This window comes from Rahnella sp. CJA17(1/100) (assembly GCF_963881615.1).
GTDB lineage: Bacteria > Pseudomonadota > Gammaproteobacteria > Enterobacterales > Enterobacteriaceae > Rahnella > Rahnella aceris.
The window spans coordinates 137,748-160,069 of record NZ_CAWOJA010000064.1; the positions used below are offsets into that span (position 1 = coordinate 137,748).

Below are 22,322 nucleotides of genomic sequence, written 5' to 3' on the forward strand. Positions count from 1 at the left end.
CTTTATTTTTCCTCGCCGGCATGGGACAGCAGCCAGCAGTTATGAATCTGACGATTACGGGCGAAATCCTGTGACAGGGTTTGGCTGGTGATTTCTTTCGCGCTCAGCCCCAGTTTACTCAGTCCGTCGAGATCCATCTGGAAACCGCGCTTGTTGTTGGAGAACATAATGGTGCCGTTGCGACGTAAAATGCGTTTCAGATCTTTCATCAGAGCCAGATGATCACGCTGTACGTCAAAACTTTCGGCCATACGTTTCGAGTTGGAGAACGTCGGTGGATCGATAAAGATCACATCAAACTGTTCGTCACACATGCCCAGATAAGACAGGCAATCCGCCTGGATAAGTCGATGCTGGCGGCCGGTCAGATCGTTGGCACGCAGGTTCTTTTCCGCCCATTCCAGATATGTGCGGGACATATCTACCGTGGTCGTGCTGCGCGCGCCGCCCAGGCCAGCATGAACACTGGCGGTACCGGTGTAAGCAAACAGGTTAAGGAAGTCTTTACCTTTGCTCATTTCACCCAGCATTTTGCGGGCGATGCGGTGATCAAGGAACAAGCCGGTATCGAGATAATCCGTCAGGTTAACCCACAGTTTAGCGTTGAATTCCTCAACCAGCAGGAACTCACCTTTCTGCGCCAGTTTCTCGTACTGACTGGTGCCTTTCTGGCGCTCACGGGTTTTCAGGATCAACTGGCTGGATGAAATATCCAGTACAGACAGGGTGGCGTTTATCACGTCAAACAAGCGCTGACGGGCTTTTTGTGCATCAACCGTTTTTGGCGGCGCATATTCCTGCACCACCACTTTGCTGCCATAGCGGTCAACCGCAACGTTATAATCCGGCAAATCGGCATCATACAGGCGATAGCATTCAATGCCCTGCTGTTTGGCCCATTTTTCCAGTTTTTTGACGTTTTTACGCAGGCGGTTAGCGTAATCTTCCGCCATTTGCGTACCGGCCGCACCCGTCGGGTTTTCTGCCAGCTGATAGTTTTTCTGCACACATTCCAGCGGGCCGTTTTTAGCTTTGAACTGGCGCTCAGCACGCAGTTGCAGGCAGCTCAGCAATTCCGGTGACGCACTGAACAGCGACAACTGCCAGCCACCAAATTTGGTCTTCATAATGCGGCCGAGCATGTTATGCAGCGCAATCAATGCCGGTTCGCTTTCCAGACGCTCGCCGTATGGCGGGTTGCTGATGACCGTACCCACCGGGCCTTCCGGCAGCGGATTCACCAGTTTCCCAACTTCTGAGGCTTCAAAGCTGATCAGTTCCGCAACACCAGCGCGACGGGCGTTCGCACGCGCCATCTCAATCACGCGACGGTCGATATCAGAACCGAAGAAACGGGAAGTGGTTTCCTGCACCGCACGGCGGGTACGAACCTGCGCTTCTGCGGTCAGTTCGCGCCACAGTTCAGCGTCAAATTTATTCCAGCCGGTAAAGCCCCAGTGCTGACGATGTAAGCCCGGCGCGCGATCGGCAGCGATCATTGCCGCTTCAATCAGCAATGTCCCGGAACCACACATCGGATCGACCATCGGTGTGCCCGCCTGCCAGCCGGAGCGCATTACAATCGCTGCTGCCAGGTTTTCTTTCAGCGGCGCCTGACCGGTCAGATCGCGGTAGCCGCGCTGATGCAGGCCTTCGCCGCTGAGATCCAGCGCGACGCTGGCGGTATCACGTTGCAGGAAGACGTTTACGCGGATGTCGGGCTGCTGTTTCGCCACATTCGGGCGTTCGTCCATTTTGCGGGTAAAGCTGTCGACGATGGCGTCTTTCACTTTCAGTGCACCGTACTGGCTGTTACGGATTTCGTCATTCAGGCCGCTGAAATGCACAGCGAAGGTTTTTTCCACGCCAAAAACGGCCGGCCAGTCGATCGCCATCACGCCAAGATAAAGATCCAGATCGCTGTGAACTTTGAATTCGTTCAGCGGCAACAGGATGCGCGAAGCCAGACGGCTCCACAATAAGCTGCGGTACAGCAGGCGATCGTCACCTTCAAAATGCACCCCTCCCTGCACAACTTTACAGGCTTGCGCACCCAGCGTTTCCAGTTCGCTTTTTAACAGTTCTTCCAGTCCACGCGCCGTGCTGGCAAACAAAGAGTTCATATCGACATATCACCAAAAATAAAATTGTTGCGCATTATAGCTAATCCCCGCCTCTTGTCATAAAGTCTCTGGTTCTTCTTAAGACTTTACACTCTGAGAGGCAGTCTTCAGTGCCCATTCTTTCACGTTTATTTGTTCACCCGGTCAAATCCATGCGCGGCCTGCAGGTTTCATACTCGCTGGTGACAGCAACCGGCCTGGCGTTCGATCGCCAGTTCATGATTACCGATCCGCAAGGCATGTTCATTACAGCCCGCCAGTATCCGAACCTCGTTCTGTTCACGCCGGTTTTGCTGCCCGATGGTCTGATGATCTCCGCGCCCGAAGGCGAAAGCATCACAGTCAAATTTCGTGATTTCGCAGGCGTTCACTCGCCGACGGAAGTCTGGGGCAATCAGTTTACCTCACTCATCGCGCCGGAACCCGTAAATCGCTGGTTAAGTGGCTATTTAAAGCGTGACGTTCAACTGCGCTGGGTTGGCGATGAGCCGACGCGCCGGGTAAAAAAACATCCGGAAGTGCCGCTGTCGTTTGCTGACGGATTCCCGTATCTGCTGATCAATGAAGCCTCAATGCAGGATTTACAGCGCCGCTGTCCGGGCGGTGTCAGGATTGAGCAATTCAGGCCGAACATCGTGGTCAGCGGCGCACAAGCCTATGCCGAAGACAGCTGGCAGACGATCCGCATCGGAGAAGTGATTTTCGATCTGGTGAAACCTTGCAGCCGCTGTATTTTTACCACAGTCAGTATCGAAAAAGGTCGCAAACATCCGCGTGGCGAACCGTTGAAAACATTACAGGGCTATCGTACCGCCAGCGACGGCGATGTCGATTTCGGTCAGAACATGATTGCCCGCAACAGCGGCGTGATCCGCGCAGGCGACAGCGTTCAGGTGCTGGCAACCAGGCCACCACGGCCTTACTGCGCGGGCGATATCATTGAAAATGTGGAAGCGCCAAAAAGCACCGCGCAGGACGTCAGCATTAATTACCAGGGAACGCAGTTTACCGGCAACAATCAGCAGATTTTGCTCGAGCAGCTGGAATTGCAGGGATTACGTATCCCCTATTCCTGTCGTGCAGGAATTTGTGGCGCGTGCAGGATGACATTGAAAGAAGGAAAAGTGGCACCGCTGAAAGAGAGTGCAGTGGGAAAAGATGGAACGATATTAGCGTGTAGTTGTATTCCGGCTACGGATATCGTGCTCGGCTAGAGGTGTATTTAATGAGGATCAGGCAGGAAACTAAACTGCCTGATCGTAAACATCATCCCTGTCAACGCGGAATGCTGCTGGCATTAGCCGGTCATGCATCACTTTAATAGCATCCCCCAGCACCATGCCGCGCCCTGCGACCGTCAGCCGTTCCTGCGCCAGCAGGCACAGACTGGCATTATCACCGGATTCCACCACCAGTAATGTCGCCTGTTCACCGCTTTCCATCACCTGCACCTGAGCAAGCTGACCATTAGCAGGCTGGAAAGGACGCATCTGCTGACTGAAATGCCAGCTCTTCGGCATCAGCGGTTTTAAAAAACGATAAGCGACTAAGGCGTTCAGAACTAATTCAGCGCGTTGTTCAGCTGCGAGACGAATATGTTTGCACTGTTCTTCAAAATCAAAATACAGCGCCGCATCATCGACACAAAATGACATATTTCCGAAAGCATCAGGAGTTAACATTTTGGCGGGAAAACGGGAACGGAAAATCATGCCATTGGCGAGGTCCAGCATAAGCCGGTCATGTTCTGTATCAAAATACCAACGCCAATTATCATCTGGTTTAATTTTCATTTCGTCATCCTGTTTACCCTCATGCCCTCTGCCTGACTTCATTACCGGCTAATCTGTAAGAATAGATTTTTCAGTAACGAAACGATATCAGACAAATCCTGAGCCTGAATTACGGTCAGTGGACAAAATATAGACGAGCCGGGTTAATAAATAAACCCCTGACTCGTCTTCAGGATGAAAAATATTAGATATGGGTAACAATATCTTTGATCAGACCCGGACCTTTAAAGATAAAGCCGGAATAGATTTGAATTAAGGAAGCGCCTGCGGCCATTTTCTCACGGGCCGCCGTTAATGAATCAATACCGCCAACACCAATAACCGGCAGACGCCCTTGTAATTCATGAGAGAGCATACGGATAATTTCTGTGCTGCGCAGCTGCAACGGGCGCCCGCTCAGACCACCAACCTGTTCGCAATAATTCAGCCCCTGAACCAGTTTACGATCGAGTGTGGTATTCGTCGCAATCACGCCATCCATATTATGGCGCACTAAACTGTCGGCTATTTGGATCAATTCTTCCTCAGAAAGATCCGGTGCGATCTTCACCACAACAGGCACATATTTCTGATGGCGTTGCTGTAACTCAAGCTGCTTATTCTTAATCGCTGCCAGCAAATCATCCAGCGCTTCACCGTATTGCAGTGAACGTAATCCCGGCGTGTTAGGTGATGAAATATTCACCGCGATATAACCGGCGTACGGATATACCTTTTCCATACAGGTCAGATAATCGTCTGCGCCGTGCTCAACAGGCGTATCTTTATTCTTGCCAATATTAATCCCCAGAATGCCGCCAAAATGTGATTTTTTGACATTATTCACCAGATTATCCACGCCATGGTTATTGAAACCCATGCGGTTAATCAGGCCTTCAGCTTCCACAATACGGAATAAACGCGGCTTATCATTACCGGCCTGCGCACGCGGGGTCACAGTACCGACTTCAATAAATCCAAAGCCCATTGCCCCCAGCGCATCAATACATTCGCCGTCTTTATCCAGGCCTGCGGCCAGTCCCAAAGGGTTCTTAAAGGATAATCCCATGCAGTTTACCGGTTTGGTCGGCACTGACTGGCGGATCAGGAATTCAAACGGGGTGCCGGAAATGCGGCTCAACTGACGAAAGGTTAACTCGTGGGCGCGCTCTGGATCGAGCTGAAACAGTGCTTTCCTGACAAGAGGATAATACATGGAGACTCCTGGATTCCCGGTGGCTAGACGGGGCGGTATTATTGACTAAGCGCCGGACAATTGGAAATGATAACCGGCATATTGGCCAAATAATTGCTTCGCTGCGCAAACGATTACCTTTTTGTTACCTTTAATTCACTTTTATTTCCTTTCCCCCCATCGCCCCGCAGCACACCCGACACGTGCTTTATCTGTTTTGAAACTTTCCATAGCCAAAATTGAGATTTCCGCTGCGCCGCCTCTGCCTGCTAGGTTTACCTCACTTCGTTAAGAAAAATGATAGTTCTATAACAAATTGTTATAAGGAATAAGCAAATGCGTGTAGTGACTCTGGCAGGCAGTCCGCGACAACCCTCCCGCTCCTCTTCCCTGCTGGCACTCAGCCACCAGTGGCTGGCGAGCCGTGGCGTTGAAGTCTTTACCTACAATATTCAGGATTTTTCAGCAGACGATCTGCTTTTCGCTAATTTTGGCAGCCCGCAACTCAAGCAACTGAATGCTGAACTGGCGAGTGCTGATGGCCTGATCGTCGCCACACCAGTGTATAAAGCGTCTTTTTCCGGCGCACTGAAAACCCTGCTCGATTTACTGCCAGAACGCGCGCTCGACCATAAAGTGGTGTTGCCACTGGCTACAGCCGGATCTATCGGGCATATGCTGGCCGTCGATTACGCCCTAAAACCGGTACTCGCCTCGCTGAAAGCACAGGAAGTTTTGCAGGGCGTTTTCGCAGATGACAGCCAGATCACCGATTATCAGACGTTCCCTGCGAAGCTGGCCCCCGCACTGGAAGAGCGTCTGATCGAATCTCTGGAAAACTTCTACCTGGCGCTGAGCCGCCGCCGTCCGCAGCTTCCGTCTGTTGCATCCCTTTCTGCGCAAGCACTGCGTGTCTGACTTTAAAAGGAATTAATCATGCCTGCTTCTTTCTCTTTATTACGCCGTATCCCGGTTGTGGCCAGCCTGCTGACCAGCCTTTTTCTGAGCGGCACCGCAACGGCTCAGGAAAAGGATCCGGCGCAATTACGTATTGCCTATCAGAAAGGATCTGTCGGACTGGTGCTGGCGAAATCACACCAGTTACTGGAAAAACGTTTCCCGGATACAAAAATAAGCTGGGTAGAATTCCCTGCCGGGCCGCAAATTCTTGAAGCGCTGAACGTCGGAAGTATTGATCTGGGCGGTACCGGTGATTTGCCGCCGTTGTTCGCGCAGGCAGCGGGGGCAGATTTGTTGTATATCGGCTCTGAACCCCCGAAACCGAAAGCAGAAGTGATTCTGGTCGACAGCAACAGTCCGATCAAAACCGTCGCAGATCTCAAAGGCCATAAAGTCGCTTTCCAGAAAGGCTCCAGTTCGCACAACCTGCTGTTGCGTGCCCTGCAACAGGCGGGCCTGAAATTCAGCGATATCCAGCCGGTCTATCTGACCCCTGCCGATGCACGGGCCGCATTCCAGCAACATGATGTGGATGCCTGGGCTATCTGGGATCCGTATTATTCGGCCGCGCAAGTTCAGGGGGATGTGCGGGTTCTGACCGACGGCTCGACGCTCCACCAGACGGGCTCCTTCTATCTGGCACCGAAAAAATACACCGAGGCCAATCCTCAGTTCATCAGTCAGGTTCTGGAAGTGTTAACGCAGGCGAATGCGCTGACCAAAACTGACCGTGAGCAAAGTATCAAACTGCTTTCTCAGTCGATGGGGTTACCGGAAAAAGTGGTCGCCTCTTATCTGGATCATCTGCCGGATATGCCTATCACGCCGGTCAGTGCAGAAACAGAAAAGCGCCAGCAGCAAACCGCCGATTTGTTCTATCAGAACCATATTTTGCCAAAGCCGGTTGAAATTAAAGACCGCATCTGGAAACCAGCCGTACAAGCTAACTGAACATCCATTTAGCCGCCGCTGAGCGGTAACGAATCGCACACTTTGAGAGGAACACAACGATGAGTCTGAACGTATTCTGGTTTTTACCTACCCACGGCGACGGCCGCTATTTAGGCACAGAAGAAGGTGCCCGCGTGGTCGATCACGGCTATCTTCAGCAGATCGCGCAAGCGGCTGACCGTTTAGGTTTTGGCGGCGTGCTACTGCCAACGGGTCGTTCATGCGAGGACTCATGGCTGGTAGCGGCTTCCCTGATTTCTGTCACGCAACGTCTCAAATTCCTGGTGGCGCTGCGTCCCGGCATTATTTCTCCGACACTGGCAGCCCGTCAGGCGGCAACACTCGACCGGCTTTCCGGCGGTCGTGCACTGTTTAATCTGGTGACCGGTGGCGATCCGGCTGAACTGGCGGCTGAAGGTTTACACCTCAATCATAAAGAACGTTATGAAGCGTCGGCGGAATTTACGCGTATCTGGCGTCGTGTTCTGGAAGGTGAAACCGTCGATTACGAAGGCAAACACATTCAGGTCAAAGGCGCGAGCCTGATGCATCCACCGGTTCAATACCCCCGCCCGCCGCTGTATTTCGGTGGTTCTTCCGACGAAGCGCAGGATCTCGCCGCCGAGCAGGTGGAACTTTATCTGACCTGGGGCGAACCTCCGGCGTTAGTGAAAGAGAAAATTGAACAGGTGCGTGCCAAAGCTGCCGCACAAGGCCGCACCGTGCGTTTCGGCATTCGTCTGCACGTGATTGTGCGTGAAACCAACGAGGAAGCCTGGCGTGCTGCCGACAAACTTATCGCCAACGTGGATGATGAAACTATTCAACGCGCGCAGGCAGCTTTCGCTAAAACCGACTCTGTCGGCCAGCATCGTATGGCGGCATTGCACGGCGGCGACCGCAACAAGCTGGAAATCAGCCCGAATCTCTGGGCCGGCATTGGTCTGGTACGTACCGGAGCCGGGACGGCGCTGGTGGGCGATGGCCCGACCGTCGCCGCACGTATGCAGGAATATGCTGATCTGGGCATCGATACCTTTATTTTCTCCGGTTATCCGCATCTGGAAGAAGCGTACCGCGTCAGCGAACTGCTGTTCCCGCATCTGGAACTGGCAAAACCGGAAGATGACAATACTGTGAAGAAAGCCATTTTGCCGCGTGGCGAGCTGGTCGCTCATGACTTTGCGACCAAACGCACCGCCAGTCAGCACTGAGGAGAATACCGATGACAACGACACAACGCTGGCTGAACCGCGCTGCTCCCTGGGTAGTGCCGGTGGTTCTGATCGGTGGCTGGCAGCTGGCTGTCGAAGCGGGCTGGTTATCCAACCGCATTCTGCCCGCTCCCAGCGCAGTGGTGGAAGCCTTCTGGACACTGGCGAAGAGTGGCGAGCTGTGGCAGAACCTGAAAATCAGTACCTTCCGCGCTCTGATTGGTTTCGCTATCGGCGGCAGTCTCGGCTTGCTTCTCGGCTTTATTACCGGGCTTTCCCGCTGGGGCGAACGTCTGCTCGACAGTTCTCTGCAAATGCTACGAAACATTCCGCATCTGGCGCTGATCCCACTGGTGATCCTGTGGTTCGGCATTGATGAATCCGCCAAGATCTTCCTGGTGGCGCTGGGAACGTTGTTCCCGATTTATCTCAACACTTACCACGGCATCCGCAATATCGACCGCGGTCTGCTTGAAATGTCGCGCAGTTACGGGCTTTCCGGTTTCCCGCTGTTTATTCAGGTGGTATTACCGGGCGCGTTGCCATCAATTATGGTCGGCGTACGATTTGCGCTGGGGTTCATGTGGCTGACGTTGATTGTGGCCGAAACCATTTCCGCCAACTCCGGGATTGGTTATCTGGCGATGAATGCCCGCGAGTTTTTACAAACTGACGTCGTGGTTGTCGCCATCATGCTTTACGCCATTCTTGGCAAACTGGCCGATGTCCTTGCCCGCCTGCTGGAAAGTGTCTGGCTGCGCTGGCACCCTGCATATCAGAAAAAACAAGGAGATGCCGCATGAACGCCCCCGCACGTATTCCGCAAGGCACGCCGGTGACACTGTCCGGCATCACCAAAAAATACGGTAACCGCGCCGTGCTGAACGATATCAATCTGCGCATTCCGCCCGGCCAGTTTGTAGCCGTCGTCGGGCGCAGCGGTTGTGGCAAAAGTACCCTGCTGCGTTTGCTGGCCGGGCTGGAAAAAACCACTCAGGGCGAACTGCTCAGCGCCAGCGCACCGCTGAGTCAGGTGCGCGAAGATACGCGCCTCATGTTTCAGGATGACCGCCTGCTGCCGTGGAAAAAGGTGATTGATAACGTGGGATTGGGCCTGAAAGGCCAGTGGCGTGAAGCCGCACAAGCTGCACTGGAAGAAGTCGGGCTGGCAGATCGTGCCGACGACTGGCCGTCAGCATTATCCGGCGGACAGAAACAGCGCGTGGCACTGGCGCGTGCATTAATCCACCGCCCTCGCCTGCTGTTACTGGATGAACCGCTGGGCGCACTCGATGCCCTGACGCGCATCGAGATGCAAAGCCTGATCGAGCGTTTGTGGCATCAGCATGATTTCACCGTGCTGCTGGTGACGCACGATGTCAGTGAAGCGGTGACCGTCGCTGACCGTGTGATCCTTATCGATCAGGGGCAGATTGGCATGGATTTAACGGTTGATTTGCCACGTCCGCGTCGTAAAGGTTCTGCGCGACTGGCGGAGCTGGAAGCCGAAGTGCTGGAACGCGTGCTGACGCCACAGCCTCCACACACGGTGGCGCAGGAAGCAAAACGCGCGCAAAACTGATCTCTATGTTGAGCGAATACAAAACGAAAAAAGGGCGATGTTTCCATCGCCCTTTTGCTTTGCGGTTAATTGCGATTACGCATCTAACGCTTTGGTAATTTTCTCGAACAAATCACCGGACAGATTTTCCAGCCCTTTCAGCTGTTGCAGCGCCTGACGCATCAGCGCCTGACGGTTCTGGTCATAGCGTTTAAGGCGGATCAGTGGCTCGATCATACGCGCCGCTACCTGCGGGTTACGGGTGTTAAGATCGGTGAGCATTTCAGTCAGGAACTGATAACCGCTGCCATCTGCGGCATGGAATGCAGAAGGATTTGCAGACGCAAAAGCACCGATTAATGAACGGACCCGGTTCGGGTTGCCCATGCTGAATGAACGGTGGTTCAGCAGTGAGCGGACTTTCTGCAATACATCGGCCGCCGGGCTGGTCGCCTGCTGGATAAACCATTTATCCATCACCAGACCGTCGTGATGCCAGCGCTCATCGTAAGCCGCCATCAGGGATTCACGGCAAGGCAGTTGCGCAGAAACCGCCGCAGACATCGCCGCCAGAGAATCCGTCATGTTATCAGCCTGCTCAAACTGCGCTCTGACAAGTTGATCGGCCAGCGTCACATCGGCAAAGGCCAGATAATGCAGGCAGGTGTTACGCAGCGAACGTTTACCGATATCTTCATGCACGACACGGTATGCAGGCAGACGGTTAGCGTTGTAAACCGCCAGGAATTCATCCGCCATTTCGGTTGCCAGACAACGGGTGATCGCATCGTGAACAGCGCTGATCGCTTCAGGACCGATAATATCGAACAGTTCAGCAATTTCATTTTCAGACGGCAGAGTCAGAATCTGCGACGCCAGCGCCGGATCAATGTTCTCATCCAGCAATACCGCGCGGAACGCATCTGCCACATGCAACGGCAGGGACAATGGCTGTTTCTGCTGATGACGCGCTACGTTCAGTTTGATGTAAATTGCCAGCAGGCTTTGTGCCGCATCCCAGCGGGCAAAATCATTACGCGCGTACTTCATCAGGAAAGTCAGCTGATGATCGCCCCATTTGTAATCGAGTTTCACCGGTGCGGAGAATTCACGTAGTAACGAAGGCACCGGCGGATATTCCACGTCGTCAAACACAAACGTCTGCTCAGTTTCAGTCACGTTCAGCACGTTACTGACCGTCTGACCCTGTTGTTTCAGCGCAATCACATTGCCCTGCGGGTCATACAGTTCAATATCCAGCGGGATATGCAGTGGCAGCTTTTCAGTCTGATCAGGCGTCGGCGGGGTTTTCTGGCTGACAGTCAGGGTGTATTGCTGTTTTTCCACGTCATAGTCGTCGCGCACGGTCAGCACTGGTGTACCAGACTGGCTATACCAGCGGCGGAACAGAGAAAGATCGACGTTTGAGGCATCTTCCATCGCCTGTACAAAATCGTCACAGGTTGCCGCGCTGCCATCATGACGCTCGAAATACAGCTGCATGCCAGCCTGGAATTTCTCTTCCCCCAGCAAAGTGTGCAGCATGCGAATAACTTCTGAACCTTTCTCGTACACCGTCAGGGTGTAGAAGTTGTTCATTTCAATGACTTTTTCCGGACGGATCGGGTGCGCCATCGGGCTGGCATCTTCAGAGAACTGCGCACCACGCATGACACGTACGTTATCGATGCGGTTAACTGAACGCGAGCCCAGATCAGAGCTGAATTCCTGATCGCGGAATACGGTCAGGCCTTCTTTCAGGCTCAGCTGGAACCAGTCGCGGCAGGTCACGCGGTTGCCGGTCCAGTTATGGAAGTATTCATGGCCGATCACCGCTTCGATACCGAGGTAATCTTTATCGGTTGCGGTTTCTGCTTTTGCCAGCACGTATTTGGAGTTAAAGACATTCAGGCCTTTGTTCTCCATCGCGCCCATGTTGAAGAAATCAACGGCGACAATCATAAAGATGTCGAGGTCGTATTCCAGATTAAAACGGGTTTCGTCCCATTTCATGGACTGTTTCAGGGATTCCATCGCCCAGCCTGCACGATCCAGATTGCCACGATCGACAAACAGTTCGAGCGCTACATCCCGGCCGGAACGGGTTTTGAAGGAATCGCGCAACACATCAAAATCACCCGCGACCAGCGCAAACAGGTAGCAAGGTTTCGGGAACGGGTCCTGCCATTTGATCCAGTGTTTGCCGCCTTCCAGCTCACCCTGATCAATACGGTTACCGTTTGACAGCAAATAAGGATAGCGGGCTTTATCCGCCACAATGCGGGTCGTGAAACGCGCCAGCACATCCGGACGATCCAGATAATACGTAATGTGGCGGAAACCCTCGGCTTCACACTGCGTACAAAGCGCTTCACCGGAAAGATACAATCCTTCGAGCGCAGTGTTTTTTGCCGGATGAATTTCATTAACAATCGCCAGTTCAAAGGCTTCCGGCACACCGGTAATTTCCAGTGCGCCTTCTTTTAACTGATATTTTGGCCAGTCCTGGCCGTTAACCTTCAGGCTAATAAGGGTCAGATCTTCGCCGTTGAGCACCAGCGGCGCGCCCTCTGCGCCCTGTCGTTTAATCTGACTGACCGCAGTCACAAGGGTCTTCTGTGCATCAAGCTCGAAATTAAGGTCAATGTCCGTGATGGTATAGTCCGGCGCACGATAATCGTGGCGGAACTTGGCTTGTGGCAGTTGAGTCATAAAAAACCTTTTGACGTGTTGGTTGTTAGTAGTGATGGCGATATTGATTGATGAAGCAGGTTTTGCAAGTCAGCGAATCGCTGCACAGCACACCGGACGACCTTCATACTTTTTATCTTTAAACTCTACCACAGGCATCAGGAAATCCCAGATTGTTGCCAGTTTGTGAGTGCGTATGCGCACCTTTCAACCAAAACACAGAAATTTCTGTAAAACAGCGGTTTTGGCGCATCCGGCAAAAACACAACCGTCACGGACAGCTTGTCGTATGGCTTCATGGTATTCAGCATACTGGTCGTGATACGGGTGATCGGTATTTGGGGCAAAAAAAACCTGAATCACTCTCAAAAACATCATTTCGTTTACTATCGTGAACAAACGTAGCGAAATGAACATAAGAAAACCGGGGTTTAATCGCCCCGGTTTTTTCTTTCTTAATGTCAGATTGATTAAATTTATGTAATCAATTCGTGCTTTTTTTACGCCGGAAAATCGCCAGCTTGCCCATATTTCCTACATTTAAGCACATTTAGACCTCGACCATTCCCCGACAATTATGATGTGATGAGGGTTCTTTGACGGGATAATACGGTATACTTCACAGACTTTGCTGTTTTATCCAGAACGTTTTTTTTACGGAACGGTTGTTTGTGTTCAAACACTCAGTTTCTGACGAGGATGCTGTAAACGCGCTATGACTCCATACGCCTCCCCGATTTTGACTTCGCTGTTAGATACCGATGCCTACAAGCTTCATATGCAGCAAGCAGTCTACCATCGCTACCACAACATCAGCGTCGTGGCAGAGTTCCGTTGCCGTGGTGATGAACTGCTGGGCGAATACGCCAGCGAGGTCCGCCAGCAAATCCAGATGATGAGTCAACTGGCGCTGACGGACGACGAGTTCACCTACCTTTCCGGGCTGCCGTTCTTCACGCAGGATTACCTGAACTGGCTAAAAACCTTCCGCTACAATCCTGAACATGTAATGGTTTCCGATCGCAACGGACATTTGCATGTGCGCATCGAGGGCCCGTGGCGTGAAGTGATTATGTGGGAAGTGCCGCTGCTCGCGGTCATCAGTGAAGTTGTCCATCGCCAGCGTTCTCCACAAGTGACGGCGCAAATGGCCGTGGAGCACCTGCGTAAAAATCTCGCCAGTTTTAAAGAACAGGCCGCAGATATCGATCTCGGCGCCTTCCGTCTGATGGATTTCGGTACCCGTCGCCGCTTCTCCGGTGAAGTTCAGGAAGCCATCGTCAGCACACTGAAAAATGAATTCCCTTATCTGGTCGGCACCAGTAACTACGATTTAGCGCATAAATTGCAGCTGGCACCGGTCGGCACGCAAGCCCACGAATGGTTCCAGGCACATCAGCAAATCAGCCCGGTTCTGGCTAACAGCCAGCGCGCGGCGTTGCAGGCCTGGCTGGACGAATACCCGGATCAACTGGGGATCGCTCTCACTGACTGCATTACGATGGATGCTTTCCTGCGTGATTTCGGCAGCAAATTCGCCAATGCCTATCAGGGACTGCGTCATGATTCCGGGGATCCGTTTGAATGGGGTGAGAAAGCGATAACGCATTATCATGCGCTGGATATCGACCCGATGACCAAAACGCTGGTCTTTTCCGACAATCTGGATCTGGACAAAGCGTTACACCTGTATCGCCATTTCCATCAACGGGTGAATCTGATATTCGGGATTGGTACGCGTCTGACATGTAATATTCCGGGCGTGAAGCCGCTGAATATTGTCATTAAATTGGTACAGTGCAATGGCAAACCTGTCGCGAAACTCTCTGACAGCCCAGGCAAAACGATTTGCCAGGACAAAGCTTTTGTTAAAGCCCTGCGCAAAGCTTTCGATCTGCCGCTGGTGAAAAAAGCGTCCTGACTCTCCCTAAAGTGCCGGAAATCAATCCGGCGCTTCATTCAGATTTTCTTTCCTTTATATACTTGCGATCTAATTCTGCTCGGCTTTTATTCACTCTCTCAATATTTCCCCACAACTCTCTTCATTCGCGCCACAATTCTTGGCCGCTGACGACGATTTCTGCTTGTGTCCTGAGAAAGCCTAAGTAACATAGCAAAATCCCTATTTACAGGGTGTCCAATATTTCTTAGTCAACATATATAAAGAAAGAGAGAAATCTATGAGCGTTGTGCCTGTAGTCGACGTACTGCAAGGCCGTGCTGCGGTTGACAGTGAAGTCACCGTACGCGGTTGGGTACGTACCCGGAGAGATTCTAAAGCTGGTATCTCATTCGTCGCCGTTTATGACGGCTCCTGCTTTAATCCTTTACAGGCCGTCATCAATAATTCTCTGCCCAATTATCAGGAAGACGTATTGCGTCTGACGACGGGTTGTTCAGTAGAAGTGACCGGTATTGTTGTCGCCTCACCTGGCGAAGGCCAGAGTTTTGAGCTGCAGGCAACGACCGTCAACGTTGTTGGCTGGGTGGATGACCCTGATACTTATCCGATGGCGGCAAAACGCCATAGCATCGAATACCTGCGTGAAGTGGCTCACCTTCGCCCGCGCACCAACCTGATTGGTGCTGTCGCCCGTGTGCGCAACACCCTCTCTCAGGCCATTCACCGTTTCTATCATGAAAACGGGTATTTCTGGGTGTCCACACCGCTGATCACTGCCTCCGATACAGAAGGCGCCGGTGAGATGTTCCGCGTATCGACACTGGATCTGCAAAATCTGCCGCGTACAGACAAAGGCGAAATCGACTTCAGCGAAGATTTCTTCGGCAAAGAAGCGTTCCTGACGGTTTCCGGCCAGCTGAACGGCGAAACGTATGCCTGTGCGCTGTCCAAGGTTTACACCTTCGGTCCGACTTTCCGTGCAGAGAATTCCAACACCAGCCGTCACCTTGCGGAATTCTGGATGGTAGAACCGGAAGTCGCATTTGCGACACTGGATGACATCGCAGCGCTGGCTGAAAACATGCTTAAATATGTTTTCAAAGCCGTTTTAGACGAACGCGCAGACGATATGGCCTTTTTTGCTGACCGTGTAGACAAAGATGCTGTTGCACGCCTTGAGCGATTTGTAACATCCGATTTCGCCCAGGTAGACTACACCGATGCAGTAGAAATATTAATGAATTGTGATCAGAAATTCGAAAACCCGGTTTCATGGGGTGTCGACCTTTCTTCTGAGCATGAACGTTATCTCGCGGAACAGCATTTCAAAGCGCCGGTGGTGGTTAAAAACTATCCGAAAGATATCAAAGCCTTCTACATGCGTATGAATGACGATGGTAAAACCGTCGCGGCAATGGATGTTCTGGCACCGGGCATTGGTGAGATTATCGGTGGCTCTCAGCGTGAGGAACGTCTGGACGTACTGGACGCCCGTATGGCTGAAATGGGGCTAAATAAAGAAGATTATTGGTGGTATCGCGATCTTCGTCGTTACGGCACAGTCCCGCATTCAGGCTTCGGCCTTGGCTTTGAACGTTTAGTCGCCTATGTAACCGGTGTTCAAAACGTTCGTGACGTGATCCCGTTCCCACGTACACCACGTAGTGCAACCTTCTAATTAATTAAACTATTTTTAATTAACATAATAGTTACAAAACTAAGGCCAGCTTTGCTGGCCTTAGTCATTTTCAAAGATAGATCCCTGTCACAAAGTTCCGTAAAATACACATTTTGAAATACATTCTTTCCCGCTGAAACATATTTAGTAATTTAGTAGCATTTTCGCTGTGGATTAAGCTCACCACGGATGGAATAGTGCGTTCAGACACAGGAGACACCAAACTTTCGTAAATAGTTCCGTAAAGAATTATTTAGGCAGTGGCAGGTGTCCAAATAAAACCAATGAGGGTAATAATAATGATGAAGCGCAATATTCTTGCAGTGGTAATCCCTGCTCTGTTAGTTGCTGGTGCAGCTAATGCAGCTGAGATCTATAACAAAGATGGCAACAAACTGGATCTGTACGGTAAAGTTGACGCACGTCACACCTTCTCTGACAATGCTGGCGACGATGGCGACCAGACCTATGTCCGTTTCGGCTTCAAAGGCGAAACTCAAATTAATGACCAACTGACCGGTTACGGCCAGTGGGAATACAACGTTCAGGCTAACCATGCAGAAAGCGCTGGCGACGAAGGCAACAAAACTCGTCTGGGCTTCGCAGGTCTGAAATTCGGTGATGCAGGTTCTTTCGACTACGGTCGTAACTACGGCGTAATCTACGACGTAATGTCCTACACCGACCAATTGCCAATCTATGGCGATGACACCATGTACCAGAACAACGACAACTTCATGATTGGTCGTGGTAATGGCATGGCAACTTACCGTAACAGCAACTTCTTCGGTCTGGTTGATGGCCTGAGCTTCGCTGTACAGTACCAGGGCAAAAACGACGAAGGTCGTGACAGCCGTGGCGCAGTTGATTCCAATGGCGACGGCTGGGGTACTTCTGCCGCTTACGCTATCGGCAACTCAGGTGTTAGCATCACTGGTGCTTACTTCTCTTCTAACCGTACTGTTACTCAGAAACAAGACGGCACTGGCGACAAAGCTGACGCATACGCATTCGGCGCTAAATACGACGCTAACAACCTGTACCTGGCAACCTTCTACGGTGAATCACGTAACACCACCGATTACGGTAACCCGGATGCAATTGCTAACAAAACTCAGAACTTCGAAGTTGTTGCTCAGTACCAGTTCGATTTCGGTCTGCGCCCATCTATCGCATACCTGCAGTCTAAAGGTAAGAGCCTGAACGGTTTCACCAACAACGGTTCTACCTACGCTGGCGGCGATGCTGACTTGGTTAAATATGTAGAAGTTGGTACTTACTACTACTTCAACAAAAACATGTCTACCTATGTTGACTACAAAATCAACCTGCTGGACGACAACAGCTACACCAAAGCAGCGGGTCGCAGCACTGACGACATCGTGGGTGTTGGTCTGCAATACCAGTTCTAATATCACTTAACGATGCGCTTACGGGCGCATCAAAGTGGATATCAAGGCAGAGCTTCGGCTCTGCCTTATGCATTTCTGAGTCTTGAAAAGACCGCTTTTCCACCCTCGCCTATAAAATATTTTAATCTCCCACGCCTTCTCACAACTCTGTTTTCTTTTTGCCGCAAACGGTTGGCAAAAGGGGGCGCTGGCGTTACCCTGATGGCCTCTTTCGTAATATCAGGCTATGGAATTTTCCGACATGTTTGAAAAAATCACTGCAGCACCTGCTGACCCTATCCTGGGTCTTACCGATCTTTTCCGCGCTGACGACCGCTCTAATAAAATCAATCTGGGGATTGGTGTTTATAAAGACGAAACAGGTAAAACGCCGGTTCTGGCCAGCGTGAAAAAAGCCGAACAGTTCCTGTTGGAAAATGAAACCACTAAAACCTATCTGAGTATCGACGGGTTGCCTGATTTTGCCCGTTGTACACAGGAACTGCTGTTTGGCAAAGACAGCACGGTTATTGCTGATAAACGGGCACGCACCGCACAGACTCCGGGCGGCACTGGCGCTCTGCGTATCGCAGCAGATTTCATCGCTACGCAAACCAGCGCCAGACGCGTGTGGGTCAGTAATCCGAGCTGGCCGAACCATAAAGGTGTGTTCTCTGCTTCCGGTCTGGAAGTTGTGGAATACAATTACTATGACGCCGCAAATCACAGCCTTGATTTCGATGGCATGCTGAAAAGCCTGAGCGAAGCGAAAGCAGGCGACGTGGTGCTGTTCCATGGCTGCTGTCACAATCCAACCGGTATCGATCCTACGGAAGAACAATGGGCACAGCTGGCAGAATTGTCGGTGAGCAACGGCTGGTTACCGTTGTTCGACTTCGCCTATCAGGGCTTTGCAAAAGGTCTGGAAGAAGATGCGGCGGGTCTGCGCCTGTTCGTGGCAAAACATAAGGAATTGCTGGTCGCCAGTTCTTACTCGAAGAACTTCGGCTTATACAATGAACGCGTAGGTGCTTGTACGTTAGTCGCAGCCGATGAAGAAACTGCCGGTCGCGCTTTCAGCCAAATGAAATCGGTTATCCGTGCAAACTACTCCAACCCGCCGTCACACGGTGCTGCGGTTGTAGCCACCATACTGGGTAACGAAGCTTTGCGCACGCTGTGGGAGCAGGAACTAAGCGATATGCGCCTGCGTATCCATCGTATGCGCCAGCTATTCGTCAGCACCTTGCAGGAAAAAGGCGCTCAACAGGATTTCAGCTTTATTATTAACCAGAACGGGATGTTCTCTTTCAGCGGCCTGACCAAAGATCAGGTATTGCGTTTACGTGATGAATTCGGCGTGTACGCGGTGAACTCCGGCCGTATCAACGTTGCCGGCATCACGCTCGAAAATATGGCACCGCTGTGTGAAGCCATCGTCGCCGTACTGTAAAAGATAAGCAGTGTTGCTCAATTAAAAAAGCCCGTCAGGTATCCTGACGGGCTTTTTGTTTTTTGCTGATAAACAGCAAACGTAATTACCAGACCGGCATTTCATCCTGCAGGAACGGGTTCGTTTTACGCTCATAACCAAAGTCTGACATCGGGCCATGACCGGGAATAAAGACCATGTCATCGCCGAGCGGTAATAATTTCGTTTTGATGGAATGAATCAGCGCCTGATGGTCACCACGCGGGAAATCACTGCGGCCTACGCCACCCTTGAAAATCACATCACCAGAAACGGCAATTCGCGCTTTATCATTGATGAAGACAATATGCCCCGGCGTATGGCCTGGACAATGCAACACGGATAAGATTTCTTCACCAACACTCACTGAATCCCCTTCTTCCAGCCAGGTATCCGGCGTCAGCGGGTCACAATGGTCGAGGCCAAACATCTGGCTTTGGGTCGGTAACGCATCCAGCAGGAATTCATCTTCTTTTTGTGGCCCGATAACCGGTACCTGATAGTGCGCAGCCAGTTCTGCTGCGGCACCCACGTGATCAAGATGTCCGTGAGTCAGCAAAATTTGCGTAACCAATACACCTTTGGCAGAAACTTCCTGGATGATCCTGGCGGCTTCACCGCCCGGATCAACAATGGCGGCCTGATTGGTTTTAGCACACCAAATCAGTGAGCAGTTTTGGCTGAACGCCGTGACGGTAATAAGATGGGTTTTCATAGAGCTCCACAAAATGGCCTGCACATTCCGGCAGGCCATTAATTACACACATCACCAGGTCCGTGCGGGACCGGTATCGATGTGCACAAAGTTACTTCGTGGATAATATCCTACACCACCCATCCGCATTTTTAATGCTGCTTTACGGATATTGCTCAGTTCAATGCCCTGAATGTGGAAATCCATTGCCTGCCCAAGCGTGTGATAGCTGTGCTTCGCTACCCCGCTTCCGGGTTCACGCATGCTGTTGTTTGTCGCCAGTGAGCGGTAACCCGAAATCAGCTGGACTGGTTTATTCGTTCCGCCAAGCATCACCTGCAAACGATAGAGGTGATCGAACAACGCGGGATCGATAGATTTTACTTTTTCCGCACGATAGTCCCTGAACAGATGATTCAACCGGGCCAACTCATCCTTGTTGTAACGCTTTCCATCAAAAAACTCGGTTTTGAGGGTTTCGCCGGTATTGATATTGTTAACGACTAAAATACGCGGGCGAGGTGTGGAAAGAGTGGCGAATGCACGACCTGGAAGTAATGCAATCCCCATAGCGGCACTGCCTAATGCCAGCCATTTACGGCGATGTTTGTCGATTTCATTCATGAACAGTTTACTATCCGGTAAGAGAGTCAAAAATAAGCTCTGATCTGAGCCGTTTTGAACCTTAACTGCCAATTTTCTGCGAGTCAAGGGAACCCATATAAGCAAAACGAGCGTGCCAGTGGCTCACGCTCGTTCGATGGCCAAATACTCTGACCCTTATCAGATTAGTTTTACTGCATTTATTGAAGCAAAATTTCCGCCTGAGGCAGAATTTGTGCACCGGATCTCACCGTTGAATCATAATTGTAAATATCTGTTCTGAATTGCGGCTTACCGTCATCCGCGACCCACGCCGTCAGATAAAACAGTTTTACCGGTATATGATGGCGTATTGCCACATACGTAGTATTGCCGCCCTGCAATGCAGAAGATATTCGCGTGTCATTCCAGCCTGCATCCTGTAACAGCATATTGGCTAATTCAGAAGCCTTATTCACCCTCACACAGCCAGAACTCAGCGCACGAATGTCTTTGCTGAACAAGTTATGGTTTGGCGTGTCATGCAGATAAATGGCATCAGAACTCGGCATATTAAATTTATACCGTCCCAGGGAATTACTTACGCCCGGCGCCTGACGGATGCGATAGGGGAAATGGTTGGGTGATATCATTGCCCAGTCGATCATTGAAGGATCGATGATTTCAGCATCGTTACTCCAGCCAGACAATACCTGATAGCCATGTTGCTGGAAGTAACCGGGATTGTTCATGGCTTTAGGCACGATATCTTCACGCACTAACGTTGTGGGCACATTCCACGGTGGATTGACCACCACATTATTCAATGCACTGCTCATTAACGGCGTTTTACGGCTTGGACGACCGACAATTACCCGTGACGACAACACTTCATTGCCATTGAGATAATAGGTGAGCTGATAGTTTGGAATGTTCACCATGATTCCGGTGTTCACATTGCCTGGAAGAATGCGCAGACGCTGAATATTCAGCGCCAGCAAGGTAGCACGCAATTGCGGAGAGGCATTCAGCCACTGACGGGTACGTCCGCCAATAATACCGTCCGCTTCCAGCCCCTGCCATTTTTGAAAACGCTTAACAGCTTCCACTAAATCCGGTGTGTACTGATTATCAGCGACAGCTACTGGCGCGGGTGTCGCTGGCACTTCTGTCGACTGAACCGTTGGCAGGACATCTTGTACTGATGTTGCGGAAGGGCTGACAGCCGGGGTCGATTGCTGGGCCTTATCAGCGGTTTCATCAACAGACAGATCGTCATTTGCCGCGCTTCCCGGCGTGTTCGGGGCGATAGTTTCATCTGTCGGTTTAGCCACCTTATTCTCTTCAGGCGAGGCGACCATCATACCGGTTCGGGTCAGGATCTCCCGCAAGGCCGGGACATCGTCACTGATCTGGTCCGGACGCAAACTGGCTGATCCTGTCATCACGGGCCATGGTCGATTGTCCGTCAGCATGATTTTCAATGCATCATGCATTTTGGTGTAATAAGGGTGCTGTGGTGCGAGAGTCGACAAATAGTGTGACGTATTGCCCTGACGCACAGCCAGTTGCCACTGATTAATCACAGTCAGCGACGGCGTCGTCATTTTGTACGGTGTGGCGCTGTATAACCACTTATTTCCATTGGCTTCCACGCTGCTCGTAAACTGCAAATAGCCCAGCATTGCATCTGACAACACCACATCACGGGCCATGCCGGTAACTTGCGGATCCGTCAGCCATTTCACCCATTGCGTGAACTGAGGCTGGATCCCCGATATGGCCAGCTCGGCGAGTTGCTGCTGGAATAACTGAACTGTTTCGCGATCATTCCACATGGGCTGCATATGATTTGCAGCATAAAGCGATGACAGAGATGACAGATACAACGGCCTGATGCCCCTTGGCAATAACTCTGCCTGCAAATGGCTCATGCTCTGTACGCTTGATAGCGTGGTTTTTCCTAATGGCAGCGCGGGCACGGTAGCCCATGCAGCAAACCACGGCGAGAGACCGCTCGCCAGCAGACAGCTGGCGACTAAAAACCTGAGAGACCTTTGATTCATTAACATCTTCCCTTGCCTCCCGATAAGGTGCTCAATCTCATCCCCAAAATTGAGCCAACAGCTCTTGGAA

17 protein-coding genes are annotated in these 22,322 nt (G+C 51.5%); 10 read left to right on the top strand and 7 right to left on the bottom strand.

Going from position 1 to position 22,322, the window contains the following annotated elements; genetic code table 11:
- Positions 1–2 precede the first annotated feature (2 nt).
- Complete coding sequence (gene rlmKL / locus AACU55_RS21285) at positions 3–2,123, bottom strand: bifunctional 23S rRNA (guanine(2069)-N(7))-methyltransferase RlmK/23S rRNA (guanine(2445)-N(2))-methyltransferase RlmL (RefSeq protein WP_013574866.1); 2,121 nt, start codon at positions 2,121–2,123, stop codon at positions 3–5.
- A gap of 110 nt (positions 2,124–2,233) precedes the next feature.
- Here rlmKL and AACU55_RS21290 point away from each other — a divergent pair, with 110 nt between their 5' ends.
- The gene (locus AACU55_RS21290) at positions 2,234–3,337 is read left to right on the top strand and encodes a YcbX family protein (protein ID WP_134706071.1); all 1,104 of its coding nucleotides are present in this window, start codon (positions 2,234–2,236) and stop codon (positions 3,335–3,337) included.
- Positions 3,338–3,367: 30 nt separating this feature from the next.
- On the opposite strand, the gene AACU55_RS21295 is transcribed toward AACU55_RS21290, so the two are convergent.
- Complete coding sequence (locus AACU55_RS21295) at positions 3,368–3,916, bottom strand: cell division protein ZapC (RefSeq protein ID WP_013574864.1); 549 nt, start codon at positions 3,914–3,916, stop codon at positions 3,368–3,370.
- A gap of 184 nt (positions 3,917–4,100) precedes the next feature.
- On the bottom strand, positions 4,101–5,111 hold the full coding sequence (pyrD, locus tag AACU55_RS21300; RefSeq protein ID WP_134706072.1) for a quinone-dependent dihydroorotate dehydrogenase: 1,011 nt from the start codon (positions 5,109–5,111) through the stop codon (positions 4,101–4,103).
- Positions 5,112–5,426: 315 nt separating this feature from the next.
- On the opposite strand from pyrD, the gene ssuE reads away from it, so the two are divergent.
- From ssuE to ssuB, 5 genes are read left to right on the top strand one after another with little or no spacing between them, the layout of a single operon-like run.
- Positions 5,427–6,008 (top strand): NADPH-dependent FMN reductase, encoded by a 582-nt coding sequence (ssuE, locus tag AACU55_RS21305; protein WP_134706073.1) that lies wholly within the window; start codon positions 5,427–5,429, stop codon positions 6,006–6,008.
- Positions 6,009–6,026: 18 nt separating this feature from the next.
- Positions 6,027–7,001, top strand: a complete 975-nt coding sequence (locus AACU55_RS21310; protein WP_112151109.1) for a sulfonate ABC transporter substrate-binding protein — start codon at positions 6,027–6,029, stop codon at positions 6,999–7,001.
- A gap of 59 nt (positions 7,002–7,060) precedes the next feature.
- Positions 7,061–8,215: an FMNH2-dependent alkanesulfonate monooxygenase gene (gene ssuD / locus AACU55_RS21315; protein ID WP_037036006.1), complete on the top strand. Its 1,155-nt coding sequence runs from the start codon at positions 7,061–7,063 to the stop codon at positions 8,213–8,215.
- An 11-nt stretch (positions 8,216–8,226) separates the two neighbouring features.
- Positions 8,227–9,018, top strand: a complete 792-nt coding sequence (gene ssuC, locus AACU55_RS21320) for an aliphatic sulfonate ABC transporter permease SsuC (protein ID WP_134706074.1) — start codon at positions 8,227–8,229, stop codon at positions 9,016–9,018.
- Positions 9,015–9,797: an aliphatic sulfonates ABC transporter ATP-binding protein gene (ssuB, locus tag AACU55_RS21325; RefSeq protein ID WP_134706075.1), complete on the top strand. Its 783-nt coding sequence runs from the start codon at positions 9,015–9,017 to the stop codon at positions 9,795–9,797. The genes ssuC and ssuB overlap by 4 nt, the downstream gene beginning before the upstream one ends.
- A 75-nt stretch (positions 9,798–9,872) precedes the next feature.
- On the opposite strand, the gene pepN is transcribed toward ssuB, so the two are convergent.
- Positions 9,873–12,488, bottom strand: a complete 2,616-nt coding sequence (pepN, locus tag AACU55_RS21330) for an aminopeptidase N (RefSeq protein ID WP_134706076.1) — start codon at positions 12,486–12,488, stop codon at positions 9,873–9,875.
- 694 nt (positions 12,489–13,182) lie between these two features.
- On the opposite strand from pepN, the gene pncB reads away from it, so the two are divergent.
- The 4 genes from pncB to AACU55_RS21350 all read left to right on the top strand — a co-directional run bounded on the left by pncB (position 13,183) and on the right by AACU55_RS21350 (position 18,892).
- Positions 13,183–14,388 carry a nicotinate phosphoribosyltransferase gene (gene pncB / locus AACU55_RS21335; protein ID WP_013574856.1) on the top strand — a complete coding sequence of 402 codons (1,206 nt, stop codon included), beginning with the start codon at positions 13,183–13,185 and terminating at the stop codon, positions 14,386–14,388.
- Positions 14,389–14,647: 259 nt separating this feature from the next.
- Complete coding sequence (gene asnS / locus AACU55_RS21340; protein ID WP_013574855.1) at positions 14,648–16,048, top strand: asparagine--tRNA ligase; 1,401 nt, start codon at positions 14,648–14,650, stop codon at positions 16,046–16,048.
- 299 nt (positions 16,049–16,347) lie between these two features.
- Positions 16,348–17,460 carry a porin OmpC gene (gene ompC / locus AACU55_RS21345; RefSeq protein WP_037036012.1) on the top strand — a complete coding sequence of 371 codons (1,113 nt, stop codon included), beginning with the start codon at positions 16,348–16,350 and terminating at the stop codon, positions 17,458–17,460.
- 241 nt (positions 17,461–17,701) lie between these two features.
- On the top strand, positions 17,702–18,892 hold the full coding sequence (locus AACU55_RS21350) for an amino acid aminotransferase (RefSeq protein WP_013574853.1): 1,191 nt from the start codon (positions 17,702–17,704) through the stop codon (positions 18,890–18,892).
- A gap of 85 nt (positions 18,893–18,977) precedes the next feature.
- Here the strand turns inward: AACU55_RS21350 and AACU55_RS21355 are convergent, their stop codons facing one another.
- From AACU55_RS21355 to ldtD, 3 genes are all read right to left on the bottom strand, one after another.
- Entirely contained in the window at positions 18,978–19,625 is a 648-nt protein-coding gene (locus tag AACU55_RS21355; RefSeq protein WP_013574852.1) for an MBL fold metallo-hydrolase, read from the bottom strand.
- A 51-nt stretch (positions 19,626–19,676) separates the two neighbouring features.
- Complete coding sequence (locus tag AACU55_RS21360; RefSeq protein ID WP_013574851.1) at positions 19,677–20,228, bottom strand: YcbK family protein; 552 nt, start codon at positions 20,226–20,228, stop codon at positions 19,677–19,679.
- A gap of 179 nt (positions 20,229–20,407) precedes the next feature.
- Positions 20,408–22,258, bottom strand: coding sequence for a L,D-transpeptidase (gene ldtD, locus AACU55_RS21365; protein ID WP_134706077.1), 1,851 nt, complete (start codon positions 22,256–22,258; stop codon positions 20,408–20,410).
- Positions 22,259–22,322 lie beyond the last annotated feature (64 nt).